This window comes from Amycolatopsis sp. NPDC051372, from assembly GCF_040682095.1.
In the GTDB taxonomy this organism is placed as follows: Bacteria; Actinomycetota; Actinomycetes; order Mycobacteriales; family Pseudonocardiaceae; genus Amycolatopsis.
This window is the reverse complement of the sequence record NZ_JBFBAF010000069.1, coordinates 1-15,020: the sequence shown is the minus strand read 5'-3', so window position 1 is coordinate 15,020 and position 15,020 is coordinate 1. Positions and strand designations below refer to the sequence as shown.

The window sequence follows — 15,020 nt, the reverse complement described above, 5'->3', positions numbered from 1 at the left end:
TGCGACGACGCCGTCACGGTCGAGGCGCCGTCGGTGGCCACCGTGCAGGAGATGCACCTCGCACTGGTGCACGCCCTGTGCGAGGAACTGGACAACGCGCTCGGGGTGCCCGCGTGAAGCCGCTGGTCGTCCTCGGCGACACGCTGCTCGACGTCGACGCCGAAGGAACTGCCGACCGGCTCTGCCCGGAGGCGCCGGTTCCGGTCGTCGACCTGACGGCGCGCCGCCGCCGCCCGGGTGGAGCGGGGCTCGCCGCGCTGCTGGCGGCGCGGTCGGCGGCCGAGGTCGTGCTGGTCACGCCGCTAGGGCACGACGAGGCAGGGCACGCGCTCACCGGGCTGCTGGAACCCGACGTCACCGTGCTGCCCCTGCCCTTGCGAGGCACCACGGTGTGCAAAACGCGCGTCCGTGCGGGCGGGCAGTCGTTGCTGCGCCTGGACTCCGGCAACGGAACGGCGACCGCGGAGCCGCTCTCCGACCGAGTCCGCGACGCCCTCACCGGTGCGGGTGCGGTGCTGGTCGCGGACTACGGCCGCGGCCTCACATGCAATCCGCACGTGCGCCGGCTCCTGCGGGAGCTCGCCGGGCGCATTCCGGTGGTCTGGGACCCGCACCCGCGCGGCACGGACCCGGTGCGCCACGCCGTGCTCGTCACCCCGAATCTGGCGGAAGCCCGCAGCACGCTGCCTGGCCACGACGAACCGGCCGAGCTTGCGAAACTGCTGCGGGACCATTGGCACGCCGAGGCCGTCGCCGTCACCACGGGTGCGCGCGGCGCGGTCCTCGCCGACGGCTTCGGGCAGACTGCGGTGCCGGTTCCCGCGGCCGCGCGGACGCCGGGGCACGCCGCCCCGGACACCTGCGGGGCGGGTGATCGCTTCGCCGCGGCCGCCACAGCTGCGCTGCTGACCGGCACGGACACGACGGAAGCCGTCGCGACGGCCGTGGAAGCGGCGGCCCGGTTCGTCGCCGACGGCGGAGCCACGGCACTGTCCACTCACGACGCTCCGGTGCCCGACCCGCAACCGGCGACCGACGCGTTCGGTCTGGCGCAGCGGATCCACGCTGGAGGCGGCCGGCTGGTCGCGACCGGCGGGTGCTTCGACCTGCTGCACCCCGGGCACGTCAGCCTGCTGCGCCAGGCCCGTGCCCTCGGTGACGCCCTCGTGGTGTGCCTCAACTCCGACGCGTCCGTGCGCGGGCTCAAGGGGCCCGCCCGGCCGCTCGTGCGCGACCGTGACCGGGCGCGGCTGCTGGCCGCGTTGTCCTTTGTGGACGCGGTCGCCGTGTTCGACGAACCGTCGCCCACGGCGGTACTGGAGCGGCTGCGCCCGCACGTGTGGGTCAAGGGCGGCGACTACACGCACGCCGACCTGCCCGAACGCGAGGTCGTGGAACGCCACGGCGGTGAGGTCGTGCTCGTCCCGACCGTCCCGGGGTACTCGACGTCGCGGCTGGTCGCCGCGGCGGCCGGTGCCTGATCCGCGACAGCGACTCCCGAAAAACGACTCCGACTCGCGAAGGAGACCGATGCGACCCCTCGGCAACATCCTGATCACCGGTGGTGCCTCCGGCCTCGGCGCGGCCACCGTCGACGCCGTGCGCAAGGCGGGCGGCACGCCGTACGTCCTCGACCGTGTCCGCCCAGAAGACCCGGCCGAGTACGTCGAGGCCGACCTCACCGACACCGCCGCGACCGAGCGGGCGGTGCGCGAGCTGGCCGAGCGCGCCGGCGGGCTCGACGGCGTGTTCACCGCCGCCGGCACCGACGCGTGCGGCCCGCTGTCCGAAGTGTCCACTGAGGACTGGGAGCGGGTGGTGAAGGTGAACCTGCTCGGCACGGCCGCCGTCGTCCGCGCCGCGCTGCCGTATCTGGAGCGCTCGGGCGGCACGGTCGTCACGTGCGCGTCGACGCTCGGCATCAAGGCGGTGAGCGACGCCACGGCCTACTGCGCTTCGAAGTTCGGCGTCGTCGGCTTCACCCGCGCGCTGGCCGCGGAGCTGGCCGGACGCGTCGGTGTGACGCTACTGATCCCCGGCGGGATGTGGACGCACTTCTTCGACAACCGCACCGACCAATACAAGCCCCCGCCGGACGCGAAGCTCAACGCGCCCGAGCACACGGCGAGCACCGTCGTCTTCGCGCTGCAGCAGCCGCCGGGCTCGGAGATCCGCGAGCTGGTCGTGTGCGCGTCGGAGGAGGGGTCGTGGCCGTGAGCGCCGCGATCCTGGTGCTGCGCGCGCTCGGGATCGGTGACCTGCTCACGGCGGTGCCAGCCCTGCGCGCGCTGCACGAGGCGCACCCCGACGAACGCCTGGTGCTGGCTGCGCCGCGCGAGCTGCGGGACCTCGCCGAGCTCATCGACGCCGTCGACGAGCTGCTGCCGACACCCGGCCTCGGGGAACTCGCGTGGCCGGGCCCGCCGCCGAAGCTCGCGGTGAATCTGCACGGCAGCGGCCCGGAGAGCATCCACGACCTGCTCGCCACCGACCCCGGCGAGCTGCTCACCCACCACCACCCCGACTTCCCGGACGTGCCGGGCCTCGACTGGCGGCCCGACGTGAACGAGGTCGACCGCTGGTGCCGGCTGGTGGAGTTCGCGCACGTCGAGGCCGACCGCTCCGCGCTGCGGCTGCCCGCGCCGCCGGGGCCGAGCCCCGCGCCCGGGGCCGTGGTCGTGCACCCCGGTGCGGCGTTCGCGGCGCGACGCTGGCCGCCCGAACGATTCGCGCGCGTGGCGCGGGAGCTCGCCGCCGCGGGACACTGCGTCGTGGTGACCGGCAGCGCGGCGGAACGCGACCTGGCCCGCAGTGTGGCCGCGCGGGCTGGGTTGCCCGAGGACGCGGTGCTCGCCGGACGCACAGGTCTGGCGGAACTGGCGTCTCTCGTGGCCGAGGCGGCGCTGGTCGTCTGCGGGGACACGGGTGTCGGGCACCTCGCGACGGCGTTCGGTACGCCTTCGGTGTTGTTGTTCGGCCCCACGCCACCGCGCCTGTGGGGTCCACCTCCGGAAGCACGCCGGCACGTCGTGCTGTGGACAGGCGATGTCGGCGATCCACACGGCGACAAACCGGACAACGGACTGCTGCTGCTCGGTGAAGAACGCGTCCTCGCAGCAGCTCGAGGCACGCTGGAAGCGCAGGTGCCGCATGGCTGAGCACCTCGGTGTCGTCGGCGCGGGTTACGTCGGCCTCACCAGCTCCGCGTGTTTCGCCCGCCTGGGCCACCAGGTCACGTGCGTGGACACTGACGAGTCCAAAGTAGACGCACTGCGACGCGGCGACGTGGCCATCGCCGAGCCCGGGCTGCCGGAGCTCGTCACCGAGGGGCTCTCCGACGGCACCCTCGTCTTCACGACCGCGCAGGCGGAGCTCTACGGCGCGGACGCCGTTTTCCTGTGCCTGCCCACCCCGCCCGACGACGAGGGCCGGCCCGATCTCGGTGTGCTGGAACGGGTCCTGCCGCAGCTCGGCCGGCTGCTGCGGCCGGGGTGCGCGGTCGTCACCAAGTCGACCGTGCCGGTCGGCACAGCGGCTCGGCTGCCGCGCCTGCTGGGCCGCGCCGACCTGCCGGTGGCGAGCAACCCCGAGTTCCTCCGCGAAGGGCATTCGGTCGAGGACTTCCTGCACCCCGACCGCATCGTGATCGGGACCGATCCGCCGGGAGCGCCGGCCGCGCACCGCGTTGAGAAGCTGTACGAGCCGACGGGCGCTCCGGTGGTCCGGACCGACACCGCGAGCGCCGAGCTGGCGAAGTACGCCAGCAACGCGTTCCTCGCGGTGAAGCTGTCGTATGTGAACGTGCTGGCCGAGCTGTGCGAACGGTTCGGCGCCGACGTCAGCGAGGTCGCCCGCACGATGGGCCTCGACGCGCGCATCGGCCCGGAATTCCTCGCCCCGGGACCGGGCTGGGGCGGTTCGTGCCTGCCGAAGGACACCTCGGCGCTGCTGCACGCGGCCGACGCGGCGGGCGTCGACTTCGGCATCCTGCGCGATGCCGTGCGTGTGAACGCCCGCCAGCGCGCCCGCGTGGTGCGGACCGTGCGGGAAGCGGTCACGGGCTCGCCGGCCGGTTCCCTCGTGGGCGCACGCATCGGCTTGCTGGGCCTGGCGTTCAAGGCCGGGACCGGCGACCTGCGCGACTCACCCGCCCTGGCGATCGCCACCGAACTGGCCCGCCACGGCGCCGAGCTGACCGCGCACGACCCGGCGGTCGAAGCCGTGCCGGGGCTCGACGCGGTGCAGGTCGTGGACGACCCGTACCTGGTGGCGAAGGACGCCGCCGCGCTGGTCGTGCTCACCGAGTGGCCGGAGTTCCGCGACCTCGACTGGGCCCGGCTCGCGGCGGTGGCGGCCCGGCCGGTGGTCGTGGACACGCGCAACCTTCTCCGCCCCGAGATGCTCGCCGATGCCGGGTTCACCCACTTCGGCGTTGGGCGGCAGCACCCGGAGACTACTCCGTTCGGGTGACGTCGACGTTTTCCCGAGTGCGGTCCGGGCCGTGGGGTACGCGGTCCGGACCACCCACCCCGAGGGAGATTCCGTGCCGAACCGGATCCTGATCAGCCAGGAGAGCCAGCCGATCCCGTGTGAGAAGTGCGGTCAGCCGACCTTGCATGTCGCCCGGCTCGTCACCGGCGACGGCGCCCTGCTCGGGCAGACGATGGTCTGCACCGAATGCCGCCGCGGCCGGCCGGACAGCACCGGGCCGTCGGCTTGACACCGGCGCGCGAGACGAGAAGCGCGGCGACCGTTCCCGAGGGTGGTCGCCGCGCTTCTCCTTGCCGCCCGGTGCCGCTGCCCGTCAGCGCCGGTCAAGTCAGTGCCGACCGGTTCAGCGCCGGTCAGGGTCCCGGCGGCTCCACGTGTACCACCTTCGTCTGCGTCATCTCGTCGAGCAGCTCGGGGCCGTAGCCATAGCCATTCCCGCTGCGCCGCCGCGGGTGCGAGGCCCCGCCGGGGGCGCCGCCGAACACGGCGTTGACCTTCACCGTCCCCGCGGGCAGTTCACGCCACGCGTGCTGCGCGCGTGACATCGACGCGGTCAGCACAGTCGCCGCGAGCCCGTAGTCACTGCGGGCGGCCGCGGCGAGCCCGTCCTCGAAACTCGAGACGACCTGCACCGGCGCGACCGGGCCGAACGTCTCCTCGGCCATCACGCGCAGGTCCGGCGTGCATCCCGTGAGAACGGTCGCCGGGTAGTGCGCGCCGGGCCCCTCGGGCACCACTCCCCCGGTCAGTGCCCGCGCGCCCCGCGCCAGGGCGTCCTCCACGTGCGAGTGCACGTGGTCGCGGTGCCGGAGATCGACCAGCGGCGCGAGGGCGCGCGCCTGGGCTTCCTTCACCAGCGCGGCGAGGAACGGCTCGGCAACGGCTTCGTGCACGTAGACCCGCTCCACGGCCACGCAGATCTGCCCGGAGTTGGCGAACGCGCCGAGCGCTACCTGCGCGGCGGCCCACGCGGGATCGACGTTCTCGTCGATCACCACGGGGTCGTTGCCGCCGTTCTCCGGCAACGTCTTCGCGCCGGTCGCGGCCGCGCTGGCGGCGATCGACCGCCCGGCCGCGGTGCTGCCGACGTGGGCGATCACGTCGACGTCGCCGCGCATCGCCAGCAGGGCGCCGACCCCGCCTTCGCCTTGCAGGGTCTGGAAAACGCCGGCCGGCAGCACGCCGGAAAGCACGTCGCCGAGGAGCGCACCGGTGTGCGGCGCGCGCTCGCTCGGCTTGTGCACCACGGTGTTCCCGGTCACCAGGGCCGCGCCGATCAGCCCGCACGCCACGGCGACCGGGTCGTTCCACGGCGTCAGCGCGACGACGACCCCGCGAGCTTCCGGGACCATCAGGTCGGTCGCCCCGAAGTCGCCGAGCAGGCTGCGCCCGCCGTGGACCGGGCCCAGCTCCGCGTACTGGTCGAGCGTGCCCGCGCCGGCCAGCACGCCTTCGGCCGCCTCGGCCCGCGGCCGCCCGGTCTCGGCTTTGTTGCGCGCGGCGAGTTCGTCGACGTGTTCCCGCAGCCGCGCCGCCGCGGAGTGCAGCAATCCACCGCGCTCGGCCGCCGGAGTGCGCGCCCAGCCGGGCCACATGCGGTTGGCCAGCGCCAGCGCGGCGTCGACCTCGTCTTCGACGGCAGTGGGCACCGTGCCCACCACGCTCCCGTCGGCCGGGTTCCGGATTTCGATCGTTCCTGCGGTCATCCGCACCTCCTTCGCGTCTCTGCGTGGTTACCAGGTCTGCTTGCCGGACCACCGAGTGCCCGGCGTCGTCGGGGGAAACGTTCGCTGGGCGGGCTGTTCCGCTCGTCGACCGGCTGCTCGCCGGGTTCGACCGTGACCGGAACCGGCTCGTCAGTATCGCGAGCGGAGCCGAGCGCTCCACGCTCGTCGTGCTCACCGACCACGCCATCGGCGCCACCGCCCTCCCGACGGCTCGCGGAGGCCGACATCGCGCAATGCGAGGGCAACCTGCGGTTGTCGATCCGCCTCTCCACCACGCGGCCGACCTCGACCGGGCGCCAGCGGTCCGCCACCCGCAGCCGCGCATCAGAACAGGCTGTCGATGTCACAGGTGGCGCCGGTCAACGGCGTTGGCCCTAAGGTGCACGACGAGCGCTGCGCGTCAGGCAGTCCCGCAGCTCGGCGCGCCCTGCATCAGCCATTGACCCACGTCGGGGTCGCTGGAGGGTCGGAAGATCTGGCCCAAGTCGATGTCTGCGGCGACCAGGACGTCGCACCCGCTCGCTGCGACGAGATCGGGCACGGCCAAGAAGTCCTTCGCCGGGCCAGGGGCCGCGACAGTGAGGACCGCGCGGAGCTGCACCCGGGCACCTCGACCTTGATGTCGACGTCGCCGAGCAGCCTCGCAGCTGCGAACTTTCACCCGGACCTCCGCGGCCGACAGGTGCCCGGAGCAAACCTGCGCGCCCGGGCCGATGACCGTCATGGTGATGTCTGTCGAGCGCGTTCGAGTCTCGTAGGCCGGCCGGTACGCGGTCGACGGGCGGCGCACCCGGGCGTTTATCCGCCGCGGCACGCGGTGGCCAGGGAGCCGGACCCGACGACGGAAGGTGATTCCCATGACCGCACCTGGACCCGAGCCGAACGAAGTCCCCGGCCTGGAACCTGGGGGCTCGGTGGCCCCGGGCGACACGCCGCCGGACGCGGGCAGACTTCGGGGCTGTCGCACCCGCAACCCATGCCGTCGCGCAAGCTGCCCGCCGCGTGGCTGATCGTCCTCGCGGTCTTGGTCCTTTTGGCGGCGGCGTTTTTCATCGTGCTGGGCCTCGGTTATGTCTGAGGCGGGTGGTGTGGGGCCGGACCTCCCTCCAGTCCGGCCCCTCCCTCTCAGCTACCGCCGAGTTCCTTGCTCACCCCGCTGGGCCCCTCGTACTGCCGATCGGGGATCCCCCTCAGCTGCTCGAGCGTCTCCTCGTCAGCACCGTTTCCCTGCGCCGCCGCCACCAGGTCGTCGCGGCCGGCGGGGTAGTCCACTCCGGACAGGTATTTCTGCACCTGGATCGGGTTGGCGTCCGTCATCGCTCCTCCTTTCCTGTCGCGCCGGGAAAGCCACCGGCGAACGCAGCGGCTACCCGGGGCAAGCGCCGGCAAACATCAAGGCCACGTCGTTTGCCCCGGAAATCGCCGGGTAGCCGCACGCCGGCAGAAGGAGCTTCGATGACAGACAAGCAAGCACCGGCTTCCCGACGGCCGATCCAGGGCGTGACCGCCGTCGTGGCGGCCGCGTTCCTGCTGGTCGGCGTGCTCGGCTTCATCCCCGGGATCACCACGCACTACGGCGAACTCACCTTCGCCGGGCCGCACTCCGGCGCCCGGTTGTTCGGCGTGTTCGGCGTTTCGGCGCTGCACAACATCGTGCACCTGCTCTTCGGCATCGTCGGGCTGGCGGCCACCCGGAGATCCGGCTCGGCGCGCGCCTTCCTCATGATCGGCGGCCTCGTCTACCTCCTGCTCTGGGTCTACGGCGCCGCGACCGACGACCACAGCCAGGCCGACTTCGTGCCGCTCGATCACGCTGACGACTGGCTGCACTTTGGCCTCGGCGCCGGCATGATCGTGCTCGGCGTCCTGCTCACCGCCCTCGAGCGCGCTCGCGGCCAGTACCCGCCGACACGCCGCCACGTCGGCAACCCCCAGGACTCCCACGGTTGAACGGTGCCGGCGCTGTGCTGAATCCCCGCACAGCGCCGCACCGCCTCAGGCCACGTCGTCGAACTCGAACCGGAGTTCGTCGACGCAGCGCTGGTACTTCTGCTCCATCTCCTGCTCGCTGTTCGCGGCGATGAGGAATTGTGCGAGCTCGTAGGAGTAGCTGTCCTGCTCGGGCAGCTCCGAAAGCCGCTGCCCTTCCTTCGGCGACATGCTGATCTCCACCCCGCCGAGCTGGTCCTGCAAAGCCGTGATCTCCGCGGCCGTCGGCACGCGCGTCACCACGGCGTCGCCGGAGAAGCGGCGCAGGTACCAGCGGCCGGCGATGCCGTACGGACCCGCGCCGGCGCGGTGGCGCGGCGCCTGCCCGAGTCCGAGGCGGACCATGAGGTCGTGGTTGGCCAGGCCGTCGACAAGCTCGAACAGTCCGGCGTGCGACTGCGAGTGCCTCGGGTTGATCTCCAGCAGGTACACCTGTCCGGACTGCACGTCGCAGAAGAACTCGATGCTGAACGTCCCGTTGTCGAAGCCGACTCGCCGCATCACTCTCTTCGCGACGTCCGCCATGCGCCGCCGCACCTCCTCCGGCAGCTGGGAGGGGTACTGGTGGCGCAGGAACGACGAGCTGTCCGGGTAGTCGACCGAGTCGAGCGCCGCGTACACGGTCACTTCGCCCTGGTACACGTACCCCTCGACGGCGGCCTGCACTCCGTGCAGCGCCTCCTCGGCCAGGCACGCCGCCCCGCCGACTGCGGCGATTTCGCGCGGTAGCTCGACCTTCCCGAGTACTTCGTCGAAGGGCTCGCCGACCCGGCCCACACCCTCGCGGATGTCCGCGACCGCCGCGGCGAACTCGGCATCGTCGGTCACGCGGAAGGCGAGCTCCGAGGAGAAGGACTTCACCGGCTTGAGCCACACGGGGTACGACACACCCTCGGGAAGCTTCGGTTCGGCGTCGTCGAGGTCGACGATGCCGAAGTGCGGCAACTCGTCGATCACTTCGCGCTGCTCCAACCGGCTCCAGTACTTGTGCTCGCACTTGAGGATCGCCTCGAGCGGCACATGCGGCAAGCCGCGGCTCTCGCACAACAGTGGTACGAGCGACGCCGCCGGGAAATCCCAGAACGTGACGATCGCGTCGATCGAACCCTCGAACGCGTCGAGCGCCGTTGTCGCCTTGTCGAGCAGTTCGCCGATGTCGATTTCGCCGTGCTGGAGTTCGTCAGGCGTCAGCAGTCCGTGGAACGCGTACTGGTCGGATTCGGGCAACCGCTCGAGCACTTGTGCGTTGTTGTCGTCCAGCCCGACCACGAAGATGTTCGTCGTCATCGGTCTGGCACTCCTCGTTCGTTCCGGTTGGTTCATACCTGCCGGATTTCCCCTTCACCATAACGGTAAACTCGTCAGATCAGGTCCCGCGGCACGGTGTGGTGCCAGTTGCGGGATACGATCCGTCGGTCGCCGTGGTAGGCGTCGAGGCACGCGTCGATCATGAACTCCTCGGGCGTGGAGGACACCCGTGTGCTGGTTTCGCTTCGCGCGGACCAGTCGCCGCGCTCGAACGTCACGACCCACTCCGTCTCCGCGACGGGTGAACAGAAGCGATCGGCCACCCACGTGTAACGCTCGTGCACGTCGCGGGTGACGGAGAGGTCGATGTCGTCGTAGCGGACGGCGCCGGAGTTCTTCACGATGTCCAGCGCCGAGTGATACGCGACCAGGTCGCGCGAGACCTCCCAGCGCTGCTCCGGCGGGGTCAGTTGCGTCGTCGTCAGCGGCGGTGGGCCTTCCGATTGACCGAATGGGTTCGCGGGCACCTCATCGGACTCCGCCATCGGTCGCACCGGAAGCGTGAGGGAACTGAGTCCTGCGTGGACGGATAAGGTGACCGGCTCCGGAGGGGGCCAGGCAAGCGGCCAGTACGAAGTGGACAGTGACAGCCGGAACCGGTGGCCGGCCGGGAATGCCTGCGCCACCCCGTTCAGCTCGAACTCGACCTCGCACACCTGACCCGGCTCCATCGGCTTCGGTTCTTCGTGACCGTCGCGGCGGGTCAGGTTGAGCAGCCCGTACGTCACCCGCGTGGCACGGCCATCGGGGGCCACATCGGACAGCCGCGCGGCCACCATCGCCACGGGCCGGTCGGCCGAGACCGCGAGCCCCTTTGCGCTGGTCGTAGGGCAGGTCCGGCGGGCCCTGTAGGACGCCCACTTCCCGGCGAACTGCCCGACCGACAGAGGTGAGGAAACCTCCAGCATCACTTCCGGCACGTCCTCCCCCGGCCGCGCGATGCGGTGCGGCGCCAGCGCGTGCTCCGAAGGCTTGACATGCGGCGAGGGCCACCGCGCCTCGCCGACCCACCGGCCGGGGCGATCCTCGTACGACGTCGAAGGCGGCACACTCTCCTGCAGCCAGGTCTGGACCATTGGCCCGTCCAGGACACCGTTCTCGACGTCCTTGAGCCAGTGGTCCCACCACCGCACGACTTCCTGTAGGTACCCGATCCGACGACCGCTTCGCCGACTATATGCACTACATGGGCGGGTTGCCTGCTCTCCGACAACGTCGCCGCATCCGGAACCATGTTCTCCGACGCGACGCTGCCGCCGGACCCAGCGGTCGTGGGAGATCGGTGGCTGGAGCTATGGCGGGAACGACTTGAGGGCTGCAGCCTGTGGGCCGAGCAGTGGCTGCGCCACCAGCGCCGCGACGGCTACTGGCGCCACGCGTCCGTGTCGGAGAACTACAACGATGTGCAAGTACCGGTGCTCGCCTCCAGCGGCTGGGCCGACGGCTACTCCAACGCCGTGACGCGGCTGATGGCCCACCTCGACGTGCCCCGGCGCGGCCTGATCGGGCCGTGGTCGCACAAGTACCCGCACCTCGTCGAGCCCGGCCGGCAACCAGTACCGGCGGGGCCTCGAGAAGCGCTTCGCGGATCGCGATCTGCAGATGGGGCGTAGTGAGCACGTCGAATTCGCCGCGCGCGGTGAGAGACGCCCGTGGTACCTCCGAGTGCGGCGGCGTGCCCTGCTGGGTCCGGTTCGAAGGGCTGCATGCTTTCGATCCTGACGCAGCGGTCACTGTGCCGCACGGCCACCAGCCGGCAAAAGGGGAATGCGGCCGGCATCCGCTGGCCAGCCGGGGATGTTGCGGGGGTCGTGGCCGTAGGTGTTGCGCTCACCGATCTGGTCGCGCGGTCGACGACCTGCACCGCGGAATCCTCAGGCACCGAGTGCGGTTAGCGGTCGTCGGCGAGCGCCGCGCTGATCGGTCACGGCCACTGACCGGCACCGGTCTTCGCGCGTATCCGCGCCCGGCAGGGGTACCACGTCGACATCCGAGGACACGACGGCGCGAGGTGTATGGCTCATGCTCCCAGCCGGCGAGCCCGGCCCGGCCGCGAACGATGACCTGCGGGCCCGCCGGCCCGCCGACGTCGACGACGTCACTGTTTTGCGGCACGAGGTGACCGCCTGGGTCCGCGCTCACCAGTTGGCCGGTGATCTCGCCGACGACGTCGAGCTGTCGACCTACGAGGCGCTGATCAACACCGCGAAACGCGCCTACCCCGACGATTCCGCCGGCATAGTGGACCTGCATGCCCACCACCAATCCGACCTGGTCCGCATCACCGTCACCGACCACGGCCCCTGACAGCCACCCGCTCCAGACCCCGGTGGCCTGCACGGACGCGGCCTGCCGCTGATCCGCGCCCTGCCCGATCACGCGGCCATCGACGCCACCCAGCTCGGCACCATCGTGACCATGACGTGGCACCCGATCCCATCGATGCCGCACGCATGACCTGAGCAGGTCGGGCCCACCAAGCCCGACAACCGGCTGCTTCGTCACACGCCTGCGCGCAGGTTCCCGGCGCCGACACGGAGGGTCATCGCCGGACGTAAGTCGGTCGAGCCTGACATGCCCTGTAGTAGTCATGCGTGTTCGGCAAGGTGAGCAGTCTGGCGACGGTCTCAGCCGCCGACCTCGGCGCGCACTGCCGATGTCGGCGATCAAGCTCGCCTTGCACTGAATCGGCGCTGGCGCTTGCGCGCCAGATGGCCGTCCTGGACCTCAGCCGTCCACGGGTGCCAGCTCGCCGCGAAGGTTGATCTTGGTCTCGGAAACGCTCGTTTGTGTGTGGGGTTCGGGCCGCGCGGGATGGCTGCGGGCGTTACAGTGCGAGAGCCGAGGTTCTTCGTGCGTTCCGGTCGGGCGGTGCGCCGCCTTCGCGGCATACCGACCTTGCGCGAGCGATGAAGGGCCTCGCCGCGGGGAGAATGCGGCGCGTTACCTCTTCGTCCAAGAGCGGGCCTGGAAGCACACGTCCACGTCGACACCGGAATTGCCGGAGGATGTGGTGGTGCCTGGTTCGCTGTCGCCTGCTCCGCGCGCGTGTCCGGTTCCTCGTCGTTCTGCCTGGCAGATGGGAGAGCTGGTCATGGATAACATTCGGAACGAGTCGTGGCCGACAGTGCTTGATGAGGTCACCGGGGCGCTGGAAACGTTGATCGCGGCGCTCGACAGCGTCGACGACTCCGCGGTTTTGCTGCACCAGGTGTGTGAGCAGGTGACCCGGGCGGTGCCCGGCGTTGACGAGGCCACCATCACCCTGATCACCGGCGGTGTGCCCACGACCGCCGCGACGACCAGCCAGATCGCGGCCGCGCTGGACCGCGACCAATACGTCGTCGGCGACGGACCCTGCCTGCGGGCCGCGCGCACCGGCACCATGGTGCGAGTGTCGATCGCCGACGCCGCCGAGCACTGGCCGGTGTTCGCGAAAGACTCGGCCAAGGCCGCATTCGGCAGTTTTCTGTCCGCGCCGCTGGTGATCAGCGAGAAACACGCCGGCGCGGTCAACTGCTACAGCGTCCGCGACCACGGCTTCGCCGAGCTCGACGAGAAACTGCTCGACCTCTACACCACCGCCGCCACCGCCGCCCTGCGCGCCCACAACCGCTACAAGCACGCGCACGAGACCACCGAGCAGCTCCGCACGGCGCTGACCAGCCGTGCGGTGATCGATCAGGCCAAAGGCATCCTCATGGCCCTACGCCGGATCTCTGCGGACGAGGCGTTCACCCTGCTCGTCGAACAGTCCCAGCGGGAGAACGTCAAACTGCGCGACTTCGCCGCTCGGTTCGTCAGCCACGCCACCGGCGTGACACCCACGACGTGAACCAGCCCGTGGTCGCTGCTGCGTTCCAACGACGCGGAGGCGAAGAAAGATGCGGCCCGGGGTCCGGGCCGCATTGGCGGGCACGGTGAGCCCCGGCTGCAGACCGAGGTGACCGCCGCTGGCCCACAGGGCACATCGTGAACCGGGCGGGCTGGCCTCGACGATACGACCTCGGCACGGCCACGCTCCGTTTGCTCTCACGCACCTCGGAGCCGAAGTGGTGCCCGTCCGCCTGACTGCCGAAGAGCGGGGAGCGTTACCCGAGCTCTGGCTAGCCGTGGCCATCAGCGCGGCGCCGCCCGGCCGCGTCGAACGTGAAGGTCAGCACCACACCATCCGCCCTCGAGGGCGAGCACAGTAACTGCGGCCGGCCGGTAATCGCCGACCGAATGTCCGGCACCGATCAAATGCCGCCGCTCCTGAGCGAGGCCAGCCTTTACAGCGCCGGGCGCTACTCGTGCGAACTACCGTACGGCCGCTGCGAAGCGCCCTTGTAGCCCTCCGCGGCCTCACCAGGATCCGGGCCGATTTCCTCGCCCCGGCAGGTGGTACTGCTGCCCGCGCCGAACGGCGAGCCAGGCTCCATGTCTGTGTCCGAGAGGGTGCCGGTGGGTGAGTAGTCGCGGTGGGGGTCGGGCTCGGGGTCCGGCTTTTCGCGGGCTTTCCTGGCACCCTCGGCGGCGGCGCCGCCCTCGGTGTCGATGTCCTCGGACCAGCCGTGCTGGTCTTCCTGGCCGGCCATGATGCGCTCCTTTCGGCCGGAATGGGCGGCGGCCCGTTCCCGGCGCCTACCCGGCCCGGAGGTGACCAAACGCCCGGCAATTTCAGGGCGATGCAGACGACGCCCCTTGGTCACTCCTCTCCCGCCCCGGGCATGGGCGGTCGCTAGCGGCTGCCGGGGCCCCTGGCCCCACCTTTTGCCTCGCCCTTGCCGTTGCCCTGCTTCTCGTTGTCCATCGCATCCTCGGCGTGCGGTCCGCCGTGAGCGTGGCTGACGCCCCCTCCTGCTCGGCGCGCGGGCGGCGGCCCGGCCGGCACGGGCTCAGCGGCGTGCTGCGGTGTCCCCGCCGTAGCGGTCGCCACGGTTGGCATGGCAGGCGTCGACGGCGACGGAGTCGGAGGAGACGCAATCACGGGCGCGCGGTCCGAGGTGGGGTCCGTGGTGTCCGACCCGCGAACACTGCTGCGAGCATCGCCGCGATGATCGCCGCTGCAACACCGCCCCCGTTACCTTTTTCGTGTGCTCCCACCAGGGAGTTGTGGTCACCAGGCCTGGCATGACTTACGCCCCCAGTCGAAGGCATGATCCGGGGGGTGGTGTCACCGGGTCTGGTGGCATCGAGGGACCGCTGAATAGGGACACGGCCGCCAACTGGTAGGTCTCGTCGTAACGTGGGTGCCGGCCATCGATGCTCGACCAGTGACCACGTCCGACGACCGAATGGCACGGTGGATGAGCAGCGATTTCGGGGTGTTCCTCGGCCTGGACGTCGGCAAGGACGCCCATCACGCGGTCGGTCTCGACCCAGACGGTAAGCGGCTGCACGACGGGCCGCTGCCCAACAGCGAGCCCAAGCTGCGGGCCTTGTTCGACAAGCTCGCCCGGCACGGTCCGCTGCTGGTCGTGGTGGACCAGCCGGCCACGATCGGGGCGTTGCCGGTCGCGGTCG

The 15,020-nt window shown here is 71.0% G+C and carries 14 protein-coding genes and 4 pseudogenes; 12 read left to right on the top strand and 6 right to left on the bottom strand.

Annotated features, from left to right (window positions below):
- The 6 genes and pseudogenes from AB0M56_RS49615 to AB0M56_RS49590 all read left to right on the top strand — a co-directional run.
- A pseudogene (locus tag AB0M56_RS49615) lies at window positions 1-117 on the top strand (phosphoheptose isomerase); the annotation flags it as partial.
- Window positions 114-1,481, top strand: coding sequence for a PfkB family carbohydrate kinase (locus AB0M56_RS49610; RefSeq protein WP_364190397.1), 1,368 nt, complete (start codon window positions 114-116; stop codon window positions 1,479-1,481). The pseudogene AB0M56_RS49615 and the gene AB0M56_RS49610, both read left to right, overlap by 4 nt.
- Before the next feature lie 49 nt (window positions 1,482-1,530).
- A complete protein-coding gene (locus tag AB0M56_RS49605) occupies window positions 1,531-2,217 on the top strand; it encodes an SDR family oxidoreductase (RefSeq protein WP_364190394.1) in 687 nt (228 codons plus the stop codon).
- Window positions 2,208-3,158, top strand: a complete 951-nt coding sequence (locus AB0M56_RS49600) for a glycosyltransferase family 9 protein (protein WP_364190391.1) — start codon at window positions 2,208-2,210, stop codon at window positions 3,156-3,158. The genes AB0M56_RS49605 and AB0M56_RS49600 overlap by 10 nt, the downstream gene beginning before the upstream one ends.
- Complete coding sequence (locus AB0M56_RS49595; protein WP_364190388.1) at window positions 3,151-4,470, top strand: UDP-glucose/GDP-mannose dehydrogenase family protein; 1,320 nt, start codon at window positions 3,151-3,153, stop codon at window positions 4,468-4,470. Before AB0M56_RS49600 ends, AB0M56_RS49595 begins: the two co-directional genes overlap by 8 nt.
- 73 nt (window positions 4,471-4,543) lie before the next feature.
- Window positions 4,544-4,720 (top strand): hypothetical protein, encoded by a 177-nt coding sequence (locus AB0M56_RS49590; protein ID WP_364190385.1) that lies wholly within the window; start codon window positions 4,544-4,546, stop codon window positions 4,718-4,720.
- 124 nt (window positions 4,721-4,844) lie between these two features.
- On the opposite strand, the gene AB0M56_RS49585 is transcribed toward AB0M56_RS49590, so the two are convergent.
- Together AB0M56_RS49585 and AB0M56_RS49580 are read right to left on the bottom strand one after the other, a co-directional pair.
- Complete coding sequence (locus AB0M56_RS49585; protein WP_364190382.1) at window positions 4,845-6,197, bottom strand: aldehyde dehydrogenase family protein; 1,353 nt, start codon at window positions 6,195-6,197, stop codon at window positions 4,845-4,847.
- A 421-nt stretch (window positions 6,198-6,618) separates the two neighbouring features.
- Window positions 6,619-6,819, bottom strand: a complete 201-nt coding sequence (locus tag AB0M56_RS49580) for a hypothetical protein (protein WP_364190379.1) — start codon at window positions 6,817-6,819, stop codon at window positions 6,619-6,621.
- Window positions 6,820-7,075: 256 nt separating this feature from the next.
- On the opposite strand from AB0M56_RS49580, the pseudogene AB0M56_RS49575 reads away from it, so the two are divergent.
- Window positions 7,076-7,296 (top strand): annotated as a pseudogene (locus tag AB0M56_RS49575) (DUF6480 family protein).
- A gap of 47 nt (window positions 7,297-7,343) precedes the next feature.
- Here the strand turns inward: AB0M56_RS49575 and AB0M56_RS49570 are convergent.
- Window positions 7,344-7,535: a DUF2795 domain-containing protein gene (locus AB0M56_RS49570; RefSeq protein ID WP_364190376.1), complete on the bottom strand. Its 192-nt coding sequence runs from the start codon at window positions 7,533-7,535 to the stop codon at window positions 7,344-7,346.
- A gap of 138 nt (window positions 7,536-7,673) precedes the next feature.
- Here AB0M56_RS49570 and AB0M56_RS49565 point away from each other — a divergent pair, with 138 nt between their 5' ends.
- Window positions 7,674-8,168, top strand: coding sequence for a DUF4383 domain-containing protein (locus tag AB0M56_RS49565; RefSeq protein WP_364190373.1), 495 nt, complete (start codon window positions 7,674-7,676; stop codon window positions 8,166-8,168).
- A gap of 45 nt (window positions 8,169-8,213) precedes the next feature.
- Here the strand turns inward: AB0M56_RS49565 and AB0M56_RS49560 are convergent, their stop codons facing one another.
- Complete coding sequence (locus AB0M56_RS49560; protein ID WP_364190370.1) at window positions 8,214-9,494, bottom strand: ATP-grasp domain-containing protein; 1,281 nt, start codon at window positions 9,492-9,494, stop codon at window positions 8,214-8,216.
- Between the two features lie 74 nt (window positions 9,495-9,568).
- A pseudogene (locus AB0M56_RS49555) lies at window positions 9,569-10,669 on the bottom strand (CocE/NonD family hydrolase C-terminal non-catalytic domain-containing protein); the annotation flags it as partial.
- On the opposite strand from AB0M56_RS49555, the pseudogene AB0M56_RS49550 reads away from it, so the two are divergent.
- The 3 genes and pseudogenes from AB0M56_RS49550 to AB0M56_RS49540 all read left to right on the top strand — a co-directional run.
- Window positions 10,651-11,062 (top strand): annotated as a pseudogene (locus AB0M56_RS49550) (CocE/NonD family hydrolase); the annotation flags it as partial. The pseudogenes AB0M56_RS49555 and AB0M56_RS49550 sit on opposite strands and share 19 nt — an antisense overlap.
- Before the next feature lie 475 nt (window positions 11,063-11,537).
- Window positions 11,538-11,822, top strand: coding sequence for an ATP-binding protein (locus AB0M56_RS49545; protein ID WP_364190367.1), 285 nt, complete (start codon window positions 11,538-11,540; stop codon window positions 11,820-11,822).
- A 787-nt stretch (window positions 11,823-12,609) separates the two neighbouring features.
- Complete coding sequence (locus AB0M56_RS49540) at window positions 12,610-13,350, top strand: GAF and ANTAR domain-containing protein (protein ID WP_364190400.1); 741 nt, start codon at window positions 12,610-12,612, stop codon at window positions 13,348-13,350.
- Between the two features lie 451 nt (window positions 13,351-13,801).
- Here the strand turns inward: AB0M56_RS49540 and AB0M56_RS49535 are convergent, their stop codons facing one another.
- Window positions 13,802-14,092: a hypothetical protein gene (locus AB0M56_RS49535; protein ID WP_364190364.1), complete on the bottom strand. Its 291-nt coding sequence runs from the start codon at window positions 14,090-14,092 to the stop codon at window positions 13,802-13,804.
- 711 nt (window positions 14,093-14,803) lie between these two features.
- On the opposite strand from AB0M56_RS49535, the gene AB0M56_RS49530 reads away from it, so the two are divergent.
- Window positions 14,804-15,020, top strand: a 217-nt coding sequence (locus AB0M56_RS49530; protein ID WP_364190361.1) for a transposase, incomplete at its 3' end; no start/stop codon positions are given.

Bases quoted from the DNA above. Each gene is read 5' to 3' on its own strand.
- AB0M56_RS49535 (WP_364190364.1), bottom strand. From the start codon at position 14,092: ATGGCCGGCCAGGAAGACCAGCACGGCTGGTCCGAGGACATCGACACC.
- AB0M56_RS49565 (WP_364190373.1), top strand. From the start codon at position 7,674: ATGACAGACAAGCAAGCACCGGCTTCCCGACGGCCGATCCAGGGCGTG.
- AB0M56_RS49585 (WP_364190382.1), bottom strand. From the start codon at position 6,197: ATGACCGCAGGAACGATCGAAATCCGGAACCCGGCCGACGGGAGCGTG.
- AB0M56_RS49540 (WP_364190400.1), top strand. From the start codon at position 12,610: ATGGATAACATTCGGAACGAGTCGTGGCCGACAGTGCTTGATGAGGTC.
- AB0M56_RS49605 (WP_364190394.1), top strand. From the start codon at position 1,531: ATGCGACCCCTCGGCAACATCCTGATCACCGGTGGTGCCTCCGGCCTC.
- AB0M56_RS49545 (WP_364190367.1), top strand. From the start codon at position 11,538: ATGCTCCCAGCCGGCGAGCCCGGCCCGGCCGCGAACGATGACCTGCGG.
- AB0M56_RS49570 (WP_364190376.1), bottom strand. From the start codon at position 7,535: ATGACGGACGCCAACCCGATCCAGGTGCAGAAATACCTGTCCGGAGTG.
- AB0M56_RS49560 (WP_364190370.1), bottom strand. From the start codon at position 9,494: ATGACGACGAACATCTTCGTGGTCGGGCTGGACGACAACAACGCACAA.
- AB0M56_RS49595 (WP_364190388.1), top strand. From the start codon at position 3,151: ATGGCTGAGCACCTCGGTGTCGTCGGCGCGGGTTACGTCGGCCTCACC.